This window comes from Pseudomonadota bacterium (assembly GCA_018823135.1).
Classification (GTDB): domain Bacteria; phylum Desulfobacterota; class Desulfobulbia; order Desulfobulbales; family CALZHT01; genus JAHJJF01.
The window spans coordinates 1-12,731 of the sequence record JAHJJF010000136.1 but is presented as its reverse complement, the minus strand read 5'-3'; the positions used below and the strand labels follow the sequence as shown (position 1 = coordinate 12,731).

Sequence of the window (12,731 nt, the reverse complement as noted above, 5' to 3'; positions counted from 1 at the left end):
TTCGAAGAGGAAAAACGGGCCAAGGGAATATGGGATTATATTGGATACTATGATCAAAAGCGATCGGCCGACCAGAAAGCATCAACCAAGAGGACTGCCAATCCTGCATGAGGACAAGGATATCATTGTGGTGGTGAAACCTCCGGGGTTGCTGACCATTGGCACTGATCGGGAAAAGTCGAGAACGGTCCATTATCTGCTCAATGATTATGTCCGCAAGGGGTATCCAAAATCACGCAACCGGGTGTATGTGGTCCACCGCCTGGATAAGGATACGTCCGGGGTACTTATTTTTGCCAAAAGCGAACAGACTAAAAAATTCCTGCAGGAGGATTGGGAGAATACCGAAAAACACTACCTGGCAATCGTTCATGGTCGACTGACGGTCAAAGAGGGAACGATCTCCTCCTATCTGGTCGAGAATAAAGCCCAGAGAGTTTACTCGACCAGTGATGCTGCCAAGGGGAAGCTTGCTCATACGGCTTACAAAGTTTCTGAAGAGTCAAAAAGGTTCAGCCTGGTTGATATTCATCTTCTCACTGGCCGCAAGCACCAGATCCGCGTGCACTTTGCGGAAAAGGGCCATCCCGTCGTCGGTGACAGGAAATACGAGAATAAGGACACCGGTTCAAAACGGCTCGCCCTCCATGCCCGCTCAATTTCTTTCACTCACCCCTTCACCCATGAGCTCATGACCTTTGACACCGGGATACCGGAGGATTTGATCCGACTGTTCCGTAAGCTGTAGCCGCGAAAGTTGCACCGCCAATCCATACCGATTATAATATCTGGCCGATGTGACATTTTCCTTTTTTCCTTGTAAGCCTGACCTGCTGATTCCCTGTCATCCTGGCCGAGGCCCAGGAGTTGTGCATTGCTGGAATTTATCTTGAGATTTACATGAGTGACTATGGCCAAAAGTAACAACGAAAAACAATGTTGGAAGCCGGGTAATGTCCTAGCGCCAGTGCCTGTGGTGCTGGTTAGTTGCGGGCATGCTCCGGAGTGGCGACCGAATATAATCACCATTGCGTGGATAGGCACTGTCTGCACCGACCCTCCAATGCTTTCCATTTCGTTACGCCGGGAACGTCATTCCTATGAAATAATCCAGGCTACAGGGGAGTTTGTGGTAAACATTCCCACCCACAAGCAGGCAAAAATTACAGACTGGTGCGGCATGGTCTCCGGTAGCACTATTGACAAATTTGCTGAATCAGGGCTCACCCAAGGAGCATCCGGCACGGTAAAATGTCCGATTATCCAGGAATGCGTCATCAACATCGAATGTCAAGTGCGCCACACCATGCCCCTCGGCAGTCATACCATGTTTGTGGCGGAAGTGGTTGGGGTACAGGTTTCCTCCCAATTCATCGATGCCACTGGAAAGCTGCGGCTCGACCAAGTCGGCCTGCTAGCGTATGGCTTAGGAAACTACTTCTCCCTCGGTCCGGTCATCGACCATTTCGGCTTTTCCATACGCAAGAAAAATACCAGACGCAGAGTCCTCCAGTCCCTCAGATGATAAGCGCTGGATAACCACCAGACAGCCGATCATTTGAAGGTCCCGACTTAATGTGCTCACTTGATTAGTATTCGCTGGAAACAGGTTACTTGCTGATTAGAGAATGTTAGAGTGTAATGGATGATCTGAAGTTTACTGTGGCCATGGGAGCACTGTATATAAGAATACCAAATTGATTTAGGGGGGATACATATGGGTTCGAACTGGTGGAGAGTCATTATTACAGTTTTTTTAGCCATATCTCTGTTGGCGCCAGGTGCAGCCTTTGCCGGAGCAAATGATCTTGCCAAAGAGGCTGAAAAAATTATTCGTGACGCCGAGCGAAAAATGCATAGCGGGAAAAGCGAAGAAGCAGCCACCATGTTGCAGGAAGCGGCCGGACTCCTTGAACAGGGTAAGACCGAAGAGCCTGATAACCCAAAAATATCACAGGTCGAGAAAAAGCTCGAACGTATGCAGCAGAATGTTGACAAGAAGCTTGGCCATGCGACGGTAAATACATCGCCTTCAGGCCCGGCATTGCCCAAAAAACCGCAACCCAAGGCGATATCTGCCAATTCCTCAAAACCCGCCACCACCACAAAACAAATTGATCTCACCAAGCTTCCAGCAGGGCTAAAAAAGAATCTTGAGGGCATTAATGAAAATCTCGACAACGCTGATGAATACGCCGGAAAAGACGCCAATAATGCCAACCGCTGGCTCAAGGAGGCGGAGAGTTCGTTTGCGTATATCGACAGGATGTACGCAAATCAATTTGATCCGACCCACCCTGACTACGTTGCCGTAAAAAATCGCTATAACGAGCTTGTCAATAAGGTCGCTGCACAAGGTAACGCTGAGATCAAGGCAGAGGCCGATGCTGCGGGCGCCGAGGCTGCCAAGGAAAAAAAATCCGAGGAATGGGTGGCAAAGTTTCGCGAATACCTCGCCTACAGTAGCGGTGAAGGACATAATCCCGCCAAATTAGTGTTTGTGCCGGGAACATCAGAGCCTGAAAAGTTCGCCGATGCGAAAAAACGGTACGAGGCGTTTAAGAAATTCTACGAGGAATACAAGAAGACGGATTTTCCCAATGGCAGGACATGGGCACTTGAAGATATCGCAGATAACCAGGCCCCGATGCGTTTAAAGGACTTTGAAGAGGGATTTGCAAGCCGCATGGGCTCGGTATCCGAGAGAGCTGAAAGTGAGATCAGCGCGGCAATGGCCTATCTTGAAAAAGACAACGGCTGGAAATCGGACAAATCCATCAGGCCAAATCTTTTGGATCACAAGAGGATGACGTCCATTGGCGAGGAAACAAAGAATGCGGTTACCGCACTCGGCACCGATCCCAAGGCCCAGCAGGTCCAGACAAAGTTTGACGCCCTGGTGGCTAAAGACAAGGGAAATCGCCAGATCCGCATGGAGCGCACCTATATGACACCGGATAAGTACACCGGCAAGGATATCCAATCGCTCAAGGAAAAAGCCACATCTCTGGTCAAGAGCAATAATAAGGAGGGTGGCAATCCCCTGCGGTGTACCATTATTGATGAAAACTGGCGGGAAGAATCCGTGGAAGAGTGGACCGACACTTCAAAAACCACATTACGCTGGCGCACCACCAGACATCAAACCGCCCAGGTGGCGGCAGCTTCCGATGGCGTACGGCTCATTACAGTCGCTCTGGCCCAGGATAAGTTGAGTGACGGCGGCTGGGGACCGCTGTATGGCAACCTGCACCAGGGATCCGATCCCATGCTTGAATCCAACGTCAGCAAAAATGGGCCCTAGGGTTCATGTCCCTGATTCACGAAATAAGAACGGGTGGGCATTTGCCTGCCCGTTCTTATTTTATCCTTCCATCAAAGGGGTCAGGCTCATGCGGGACAAATGGCTATTTGTTGGGCGGCCTCGCAAAGATCACGATCACGGGATCAATTTGGCCTGGCTGCTCAAGAAGCTGTCCTGAACCGGCATTTGCAAATTTATTTAGCATTGTCTTTAGATTTCCAATTCGAGCCATCACTATCGAGATTCCATCTTTGTCATAGCTGGTGTTAACAAACCGATAATATTCGAGTCCAGAAGAATATCATCCGCATTATTCCAGAGATAAACAGAGTCTGAAAGATAGATGTTCATTCTTGTTGAATCGACCATACTGTTATAAATTACACTTGGTTTGATTGCTGCCAGAAGGTAGATACTATCGAGGCAATTAACGATATAATTTGAGTATATTACTGTATTTTTTGGAGCATTAGTTTCCCCCTGTATTTCATTAACAGTTCCAACTTTAATACCCATTCTGCAGTCTCTGACTATGTTGCCGGTGACCTGGGCATTGTCAGATCTGTTTTCAATGAAAATGCCGGCTTTCCCTGCCTGTGAGACAATATTGTCAGATATGACACCATCCGTTGAAGCTACATCGAACCAGATTCCATTCATGTTTTCAGCAAAGTCTATTTCGCAGTTTTCCACCACAGCATTTACTGTGCCCATGATTTTTATTGCAGCCGAGCGCGCATTTCCGCCTCCTGCAATCGTGGGGTAATGATCATACATCCTGGTAAATGAACACCCTGAAATAGTTGCATTGTGATTTCTTGCATCGGATAAATCCTGACTTTCCACGGCATACAAGGCAATCCCCTGATCAAAGCACTCGATAAATTGACAATCAGTCACTTTGATATCATCTATTTGCACCAGAACGATTGGTCTGTAACATTTTTCGAACATACAGTTTCTGACTTCAATATGAGAACGAATTGAATCCTCGGTTTTTTCCCATTTAGAGAAACTGATAGCACCGGCTGATTGTACCTGATCATTCTCCACGAGTGATATCGCGGTATAACCATAAAAATGAAGCCCTTCAATAATGATGTAAGAGAAAGTATCACTGTTTAACTCCTGGAAAGCTCTCCCCAGCACGCCGATTTCAAAGGTGTAATTATTGGCGTTATATCCTGCTCCGTAAATATCTCTTGGAAAGACATACAGGAAGCCATCCGTTTTCTCAAAATACCATTCTCCAGGGACATCCACATCCGAAAGGAACTCTTCCTGGTGGGGAGGGACAGGGAGGTCACTTTCCGGATCACTTTTCAAAAATTGTCCCTGTACGTAACCCTTGGCATTTTGTATAACAATTCTTGGCCAGAATTTTGTGCCGCGACTGTTTACTCCCAAATTACTCCCTGCGTCCTTTTGCCATTTTGAGATGTCATCCTGCCAGACATTCAATCTCCAGACGATTTGTCCATTGTTGTTGTATTGTTCCCAACCGTTGTCGATTTGTTTCGTGCCACTCAAAACTACTTTTTCATTCTCAAAGTTTTTAATAATAATGGGGTTTCCCTCGCTGCCGCTCGTGCGAATCCTCACGTCCGCCTCTTGATATGTTCCTTGCCGGATATTAAGGGTATCCCCGGCTGCGAGTCTGCTTACCCCCATGGCGATGCTATGCCATGGATTGGTAATCCTGCCGTCCCCGGTTTGATCATTTCCCGCCTTTGAAACATAATATTCTCCACCGTTTGCAAAACCGCAACTAAGCAGCCATATTGATACAAGGAGTAATAGAGTTTTACTTTTAAACACTGACATAAAGTGTGCCTCCTGATCTGCAAAGTGATTTTCCCCCCAGGGAAATTGGTAATAGGGAAATGAAAAAATCAGTTGAATGAAACATGACTTCAATTCGCCTAAGTGGAAAAAACGCGAGATCAATTTGTGCTTGGGGCTGGCTATTTCCCCTTCCATCAGTCCTGATTTCGTATCATAGAAGAGAGACCGACGATGACTCTTAATCTCGTCATTTGAGCAGATTACAGTTTAAGAGTATTGTTTCGCATTATCGTTAAAGCAATTCTTGTGCCATTGTGAATACCATGCCTGTAATCAATTTCAGTTGCACTTGTTCACAAAAATCAAACCGAAGATTATGGCTATTTGTTTAATACATACGGGAAGTTAAGGGGAGTATTCCTGCTATCGCTGATACCTGGCTCCTGTTTCCTTGAAAAGAACAAAAAACGCGTGAAGTAAACGAGGTTTCCATGTGGCCTTGTTTCCAGGTGACAATGCAGTCAAGAGTCTATTCAACAAAAGAGTTCTGTAAACATTGATGACGAATTTCAGGTGGGAAGTAAGTTGGCGGAGGGTCAAGAAGAGGCTCCGTGATATTCCGGCGCTTCAGCGCCCACCCCACGTTTTTTTCCGCACCAACCCTATCACTCCAATATCCTAATTTAATTGACACTGTTTGGCCGTCAGATTACGCTGACCGCCAGCGTTATTCTTTTGTCAGAAAAAAAATAAGACTGGGACAGTATTTGACCCAGGTTCGGGTGTATGATGAGTATCAAAATCAGCACTGGAGTTTGTATGGACCCAGTTGTCCAGGCTACGGAAGTTTCCAATAAAACATATCAAATCGGAGTGTTACGGGTGTCGCTTGATCGCGACCTTGCGGGACTGGACAGAGCGAATCCCATATTTTAAGAGGACATTTATGAACAGTCTGATCCCTGTGGAAGCGATCATTAATAAGGTACATTTTATCCGAGGTCATAAAGTGTTGCTAGACCGAGACCTGGCGGAATTATACGAAGTGGAAACAGGTCAATTGAAAAGAGCTGTCAGAAGAAACATAGATCGTTTTCCGTCGGACTTCATGTTTGAAATGTCAAAGCAGGAGCTGGAAGATTGGAGAAGCCAATTTGGCACCTCCAATGCGGTAAAAATGGGTTTACGGCATCTGCCGATGGTCTTTACCGAACAAGGAGTTGCCATGCTTTCCAGCGTAATCAACAGCAAGCGAGCAATCCAGGTTAATATCACCATCATGCGGGCTTTTGTGCAAATGCGTGAACTTTTATCCTCAAACAAGAAGCTTGCAGAGAAACTCAACGCGTTGGAAAAACGCCTCACCGACCATGACGATAATTTTCGAATTGTCTTTGAAGCAATCAAGCAGTTGCTGACAACGGAAGAACGACCCAAGGGAAAGATCGGGTTTTAGGTGAAAATGATGAATGACCTGTCACCATCAGACTTAAAAACTATCCTGCACTCCAAGCGGGCCAATATGTATTACCTGGAGCATCTCAACCAGGCGGTAAAACGCAATATCAAAAGGTTTCCCCCGGAATTCATGTTTCAACTCAATCGTGAAGAACGTGACGAGGTTATCACAATTTGTGATGACCTCAAGCCGTTGAGATTTGCCAGGACAATGCCCTTTGCATTTACCAAGCATGGCGTGGCGATGCTCTCCAGCGTTCTGAACAGTGAAAGAGCCATTCGAGTCAACATCGAGATTATCAAGGCGTTTGTCAAATTAAGGAAGCTTCTTGGACGGCATAAGGATCTGAAAAATAAAATCGAGGAAATGGAGAACAAGTACGACGAGAACTTCCGGGTGGTTTTTGAGGCCATTCGTCAGCTTTTCAGTGAAGATAAAAAACCGAAACGGAAAATCGGCTTTTGAATAATAACATCTCAAACGGTTTTACTATGAAATATTACGCCCATAGTTTGGAAGGTCAGCCGCCGGAAAAATGGCAGTTGTTGGAAGAGCATTTGAGGAATGTGGCTGAAATGGCGGCGAGGTTTGCCAAACCATTCGGCGGGGATGAATGGGCAGGTCTTGCAGGACTCTGGCATGATCTTGGGAAATATTCCAACGAATTTCAGTCAATGCTTTATACCGAAAATGGGCTTGAGTGTCATTTGGAGACCAAGCCTGGCAGGGTAGTACATTCCCAGGCTGGCGGTCACCTGGCATCATTAAATGAATGGAAGGGGGCTGATCGCGTACTATCGTGGATTATCATGGGACATCATGCTGGATTGACCGACTTCGAATCGGAAAAAATCGGACCAAAAGCGCTTGAGCCGAAAATGCGTACACCTGATCAATCCGAATATATCTTAAAAAATGTTCCTTTCTCGATAGCCAACCAAGAGATGCCCCGGCAACCGATACCTTCCGGCGCTGATCCTGCCTTCTTTCTCCGTATGCTATTTTCCTGTGTGGTCGATGCTGACTTCCTGGATACGGAAAATTTCATGGACAAAAGTAGGGCTGGCACCCGAAATCGCCAATACCCTTCACTGCAGACATTGTTGCCCACTTTTGATGACTATATCGATACCATGTGCCGCAAGGCGCAATCGACAACGGTAAATGAAATTCGGGCGCAAGTCTTGGAGCAATGCAGAAAAAAAGCAGAAAAGCCACCCGATGTATTTTCATTGACTGTACCCACCGGCGGGGGCAAGACTTTGTCTTCACTTGCGTTTGCCTTGCGTCACGCAGTAAAGCACAAAAAAAATCGTATTATCTATGTGATTCCCTATACAAGCATTATCGAACAGACTGCTGATGTTTTCCGTAAAATTCCCGGTTTTCAAAATGCGGTAATCGAGCATCACAGCAATGTGGTGACAACAGAGGAAGACAAGGAAACAGTTCGCAACCGGTTGGCCGCCGAAAACTGGGATGCTCCGGTGATCGTTACAACTTCGGTGCAGTTTTTCGAGTCGCTCTATGCCTGCAGAACAAGCCGGTGCCGTAAATTGCATAACATCGTCAACAGTGTTGTCATTTTCGACGAAGCTCAGTGCCTGCCGCCAAAGTATCTCCGGCCAGTGGTCTTTGCCATTCGGGAATTGTTCCGTCATTACCGAGTCACTCCTGTTTTGTGTACTGCCACCCAGCCTGTTCTGACCAGAACCGAGGCATTTGACTTTAAATTCAGGGAAGGATTTGAAAATGTGACGGAGATTGTTGAGAATCCTGATGGATTGGCCACAAAGTTAAAGCGCGTGGAGACGGTGTTGCATGGAGGTCGTCTGACTCCTGTCGATTTGCCTGAACTTGCAGTGTCAATCATGGAAGAAAGAAAGGCGGTTCTCTGCATCGTCAATCGGAAGGATGATGCTCGCAAACTTGCTCGACTGCTTCCGGTGGAACAAACCATTCACCTTTCAACCAATATGTGCGCCGAGCACCGCACTCGAGTCCTTGCAGAAGTCAAGAAGTGGCTGGCTGATAAAAAGGGGCCTGTTTTCGTGATCAGCACTTCCCTGGTCGAGGCAGGGGTGGATATTGATTTCCCGGTTGTGTATCGCGCTTTGTCTGGCCTTGATTCCATAGCACAGGCGGCGGGCCGATGCAACCGTGAGGGAAAATTGACCGATCTTGGGAAAACAGTAGTTTTTGTCCCCGCAGAACAACCAGCTTATGTGCGGCAATCAGCCGGGATTGCCAGGGAGTTACTTGAAGCCAAAAATCTGGACGGTCTGCTGACGCCCGCCAATTACGAAAAATATTTCCGCCAGCATTTTTGGCAGCTTGGCCAGGATGCTCTGGATGCCAAAAACATCCTGAAAATATCAACAGGGCGTAGCATGAATTATTATTTCCGCACCGCTGCTCAGCAATTCCGGTTCATTGAAGATGACTGGCAGGCGACAGTGGTCGTGCCTTACGGTGAAGCAGTCAATCTCCTTGGACGACTCACCTCCGAAACGTGGCGGCAGCATGAAATTTTAGGCAGACTGGGGCGTTTTTCCATCGGTATATCCAGGTATTTTTTTGAGGCGCTGGCAGCAAAGGACTATATCAGAGAAACCGGCTATCCCGGTGTTTATATGCTTGATTACACGCTTTATGACGACTGTTATGGCTTTGTTCCGCCGGACGAGTCCACAGGAGTTGATCCAGAGAAATTTTTTGCATGAACGAAAAGGAGGACTGCGTATGAAGAAAAGCAACCCATTCCGGTTGAAGGTGAGCGGGGAAAACGCCTGTTTCACCAGGCCGGAGATGAAAGTAGAGCGGGTCAGCTACGACGTGATGACGCCGTCGGCCGCTCGAGGCATTCTTGAGGCTATTCTCTGGAAGCCTGCTATGGCCTGGAGAATCCTGCAAATCGATGTGCTCAAGCCGGTCAGGTGGGAGTCGGTGCGACGCAACGAGGTGGGCGCGGTCATCCCGGCCCGGAACGTGACTGAGGCAATGAGCCAGGGCACGGGGACTCTCGGAATGTATATCGAGAAGGAGCGGCAGCAGAGAGCCGGGCTTTTTCTGCGGGATATCGCCTATGTCATCCATGCAGAATTCGAGATGACCGATCAGGCCGGAGCAGAGGACAACGTCACCAAATTCGAGCAGATGTTCATTCGCCGCGCTTCAACTGGTCAATGTTTTCACCGGCCCTATTTCGGTTGCCGGGAGTTTCCCGTTGATTTCGAGTTTCTGCCCAGGGACGCTGAGCTACCGACACCTCTTGATGAAAGCCGCGACTTGGGATGGATGCTTTTTGACATGGATTATTCCGGCAAGGAAGCGATGCCGCAGTTTTTTCATGCCCGGATGGAGAACGGATGCGTTGATCTCCGAAACGTGGAGGTGCGGTCATGATCCTGAAGGCTTTGGCTGATTACTACGAGAGGATGCTGGATGACCCAGATTACGATGTACCGCCCTATGGGTTTGAAGATAAAGCAATTCCTTTCCTGATAGTATTGAGTAAAAATGGACGTTTCGTAAATATTAGGGATACCAGAACAGGAGAAGGTAAGAAGAAAAGTGCCCGTGTATTTCGCGTTCCACTTGGTGCTAAAAAAACATCTGGCATTAAAACAAATTTGTTGTGGGATAATCCTCAGTATGTATTGGGAGTGCCTAAATCGAATAGCTCGAAAGATGCAGAAAAATCCCACAAATCTTTAACTGCATTTAGGGGGAAGATTCAAGAGACATTCAATGATGTTGAAGATGAAGGAATAGAAGTCATTAATAGCTTCTATGAGTCATTTTCAAAGCAGCCCATTTTTGAGCATCCACTTTTTCATGATTTAAAAGAGGAAAATGCAAATCTTACTTTTATCTTAGAAGGTGAAAACGAACTTATTGCACAGCACTCAAAAGTTGTTGCAAGAATCGCCGACTGTTTCGAAGAAGTTAATGGTAAATTACAAGCTTGTGCGCTGAGTGGAGATATTGATGAAATCTCCATATTGCATACGTCAATTAAAGGTGTATGGGGAGCGCAAACTTCAGGAGCAAATATCGTCAGTTTTAATGATAGTGCCTATTGCTCCTTTGGGTGCACAAAAAAAGATCAAGGATTAAACGCTCCTATTGGAAAACATAATGAATTTGCCTACACCACTGCTCTGAATACCCTTCTGGCCAAAGGATCGCGACAACGCATGCAGGTAGGCGATGCCAGCACGGTTTTCTGGGCCAAGGAAAATCATCCTTTTGAGGAGGATTTTTCCTGTTTCCTCGGAGAGCCACCTAAAGGCGAAGAGCCGGATTACGGTAAAATCCGTTCCCTTCTTGCCGCAGTGCGGACTGGGGTACTTCCTGCTGAAGATGCAATGCCTTTTTATGTCCTTGGCCTTGGCCCCAATGCCTCCCGGATCGTCATTCGTTTCTGGTACGAGGGCAACATCCGCGACATTAAAGAAAAGATCGCCCGCCATTTTGAAGACATCGAAATTGTGCGCGCTCCGCATGACCGGGAATTTCTTTCACTGTTTCAACTGTTGGTAACAACGGCAACGGAAGGAAAAGCCGATAATATTTCGCCAAATCTCGGTGGCGAGGTGGCGCGGTCAATTTTAACCGGGATAGGATATCCGCGTACCCTGCTCGCTGGCGCGGTGCGCCGCTGCAAGGCCGAACAGAAAGTGACCCACGCCCGCGCTGCTCTCATCAAAGGTTTTCTGACTCGCGATTCAAGGCTTAGAGGAATAAAAACAAGGGAGGTTCAAATGTCATTGGATAAGACAAACGAGAACAAAGGATATGTGCTCGGTCGGTTGTTTGCCGTGCTGGAGCGCATCCAGGAACAGGCGCAGGCGGGCCTGAACAAAACAATCCGCGACACCTATTTCAGCGCGGCTACCAGCAATCCGTTGGTGACTTTCAAGCGTCTGCAGGATCTGGCCATCCATCATCTGGCCAAAATTCGCAATGCCGGCAAGAGCACGGTGTGGCTGGACAAACTCATGCAGGAAATCATGGGCAAGGTTCCCGCCAGTGGTGTTCCAGTAGCGTTGGCCCTCGAAGACCAGGGCCGGTTTGCCATTGGCTATTATCATCAACGACAGGATTTCTTCAATAAAAAAGAAGACGAGACAAAAGGAGAATAATGATGAGTGACGCAATCAAGAACCGCTATGAATTCGTGCTGTTGTTTGACGTAAAAGACGGCAATCCCAACGGCGACCCTGATGCCGGCAACCTGCCCCGTATCGATCCGGAAACCGGCAACGGCCTGGTTACTGATGTCTGCTTGAAACGTAAGGTTAGAAATTATATCGGCCTGGTTAAGGGAGAACAACCGCCTTTCGAGATTTACGTTAAGGAAAAGGCTGTGCTTAATAGACAGCATGAAAGGGCATACCAAGCATTCGAGTTGAAACCGGAAAGTAAAAAATTACCCAAGAACGAAGAGGACGCCCGTAAGATCACCGGCTGGATGTGTAAGAATTTTTTTGATGTGCGGACTTTTGGGGCGGTCATGTCAACCGAAGTAAATGCCGGTCAGGTAAGAGGGCCTATACAGTTTGCTTTCGCTCGAAGCATTGATCGGATTTTTACCGCTGAGCACAGCATAACCCGCATGGCGGTTACCAAAGAGCAAGACCTGGAAAAAGAAAGGACAATGGGTCGAAAGTTCACAGTCCCCTATGGCCTCTATCGCGCCCACGGTTTTATTTCAGCACCTCTTGCCAAACAGACCGTATTTTCCGAAGAAGATTTGAAATTATTCTGGGAATCATTGCAGTACATGTTTGATCATGATCGGTCTGCGGCCCGTGGCGAGATGAATGCCCAAAAACTGATCGTCTTCAAGCATGACGGAGAACTCGGCAACACCCCGGCGCAGAAACTGTTTGATTTGATAACTGTGGAAAAGAATTGCGGTGATATGCCGCCACGTTCTTTTGGCGACTATACTGTTACAATCGGTTCTGCGCCTGCCGGAGTCCAGTTGATTGAAATGCTCTAATGCACAAAAAACTAGAAAAACAATTCCGGGACCGGGCTGTTGCACTGGGCAACTCCGGCGACTCCGGTGCGTTGTCGGAGCTTATTGAGTTGACCCGCTCGCCCGCAGCCAATGTCCGGCGGCTGGCGGCATCGGCCATCGGCAAATTGGCAGGGTTGGCCGATGCCGAAAAG

Annotated in this window: 10 protein-coding genes; 9 read left to right on the top strand and 1 reads right to left on the bottom strand. The window is 47.6% G+C overall.

The window, feature by feature from the left end; all coding sequences use genetic code 11:
- The first annotated feature begins 49 nt into the window (after window positions 1-49).
- From KKE17_13915 to KKE17_13905, 3 genes are all read left to right on the top strand, one after another.
- Window positions 50-748 (top strand): RluA family pseudouridine synthase, encoded by a 699-nt coding sequence (locus KKE17_13915; GenBank protein MBU1711095.1) that lies wholly within the window; start codon window positions 50-52, stop codon window positions 746-748.
- Window positions 749-910: 162 nt separating this feature from the next.
- Window positions 911-1,525 (top strand): flavin reductase family protein, encoded by a 615-nt coding sequence (locus tag KKE17_13910; protein ID MBU1711094.1) that lies wholly within the window; start codon window positions 911-913, stop codon window positions 1,523-1,525.
- 192 nt (window positions 1,526-1,717) lie between these two features.
- Window positions 1,718-3,304 carry a hypothetical protein gene (locus KKE17_13905; protein MBU1711093.1) on the top strand — a complete coding sequence of 529 codons (1,587 nt, stop codon included), beginning with the start codon at window positions 1,718-1,720 and terminating at the stop codon, window positions 3,302-3,304.
- A 234-nt stretch (window positions 3,305-3,538) separates the two neighbouring features.
- Here KKE17_13905 and KKE17_13900 read toward each other — a convergent pair whose 3' ends face one another.
- A complete protein-coding gene (locus tag KKE17_13900) occupies window positions 3,539-5,128 on the bottom strand; it encodes a right-handed parallel beta-helix repeat-containing protein (protein ID MBU1711092.1) in 1,590 nt (529 codons plus the stop codon).
- A gap of 907 nt (window positions 5,129-6,035) precedes the next feature.
- On the opposite strand from KKE17_13900, the gene KKE17_13895 reads away from it, so the two are divergent.
- From KKE17_13895 to cas7c, 6 genes are read left to right on the top strand one after another with little or no spacing between them, the layout of a single operon-like run.
- On the top strand, window positions 6,036-6,545 hold the full coding sequence (locus tag KKE17_13895; GenBank protein MBU1711091.1) for an ORF6N domain-containing protein: 510 nt from the start codon (window positions 6,036-6,038) through the stop codon (window positions 6,543-6,545).
- Entirely contained in the window at window positions 6,546-7,013 is a 468-nt protein-coding gene (locus tag KKE17_13890; protein ID MBU1711090.1) for an ORF6N domain-containing protein, read from the top strand. It abuts the gene before it with no gap.
- 26 nt (window positions 7,014-7,039) lie between these two features.
- On the top strand, window positions 7,040-9,271 hold the full coding sequence (gene cas3, locus KKE17_13885; GenBank protein ID MBU1711089.1) for a CRISPR-associated helicase Cas3': 2,232 nt from the start codon (window positions 7,040-7,042) through the stop codon (window positions 9,269-9,271).
- 19 nt (window positions 9,272-9,290) lie between these two features.
- Entirely contained in the window at window positions 9,291-9,953 is a 663-nt protein-coding gene (gene cas5c / locus KKE17_13880; protein MBU1711088.1) for a type I-C CRISPR-associated protein Cas5c, read from the top strand.
- The gene (cas8c, locus tag KKE17_13875) at window positions 9,950-11,695 is read left to right on the top strand and encodes a type I-C CRISPR-associated protein Cas8c/Csd1 (GenBank protein MBU1711087.1); all 1,746 of its coding nucleotides are present in this window, start codon (window positions 9,950-9,952) and stop codon (window positions 11,693-11,695) included. The genes cas5c and cas8c overlap by 4 nt, the downstream gene beginning before the upstream one ends.
- A 2-nt stretch (window positions 11,696-11,697) precedes the next feature.
- A complete protein-coding gene (gene cas7c, locus KKE17_13870) occupies window positions 11,698-12,558 on the top strand; it encodes a type I-C CRISPR-associated protein Cas7/Csd2 (GenBank protein MBU1711086.1) in 861 nt (286 codons plus the stop codon).
- The last annotated feature ends 173 nt before the right edge of the window (window positions 12,559-12,731 follow it).

Excerpts from the sequence above, each read along its gene's own strand:
- KKE17_13910 (MBU1711094.1), top strand. The coding sequence starts at position 911 with ATGGCCAAAAGTAACAACGAAAAACAATGTTGGAAGCCGGGTAATGTC.
- cas3 (MBU1711089.1), top strand. The coding sequence starts at position 7,040 with ATGAAATATTACGCCCATAGTTTGGAAGGTCAGCCGCCGGAAAAATGG.
- KKE17_13900 (MBU1711092.1), bottom strand. The coding sequence starts at position 5,128 with ATGTCAGTGTTTAAAAGTAAAACTCTATTACTCCTTGTATCAATATGG.
- KKE17_13915 (MBU1711095.1), top strand. The coding sequence starts at position 50 with ATGATCAAAAGCGATCGGCCGACCAGAAAGCATCAACCAAGAGGACTG.
- cas7c (MBU1711086.1), top strand. The coding sequence starts at position 11,698 with ATGAGTGACGCAATCAAGAACCGCTATGAATTCGTGCTGTTGTTTGAC.
- KKE17_13905 (MBU1711093.1), top strand. The coding sequence starts at position 1,718 with ATGGGTTCGAACTGGTGGAGAGTCATTATTACAGTTTTTTTAGCCATA.
- KKE17_13895 (MBU1711091.1), top strand. The coding sequence starts at position 6,036 with ATGAACAGTCTGATCCCTGTGGAAGCGATCATTAATAAGGTACATTTT.
- cas5c (MBU1711088.1), top strand. The coding sequence starts at position 9,291 with ATGAAGAAAAGCAACCCATTCCGGTTGAAGGTGAGCGGGGAAAACGCC.
- cas8c (MBU1711087.1), top strand. The coding sequence starts at position 9,950 with ATGATCCTGAAGGCTTTGGCTGATTACTACGAGAGGATGCTGGATGAC.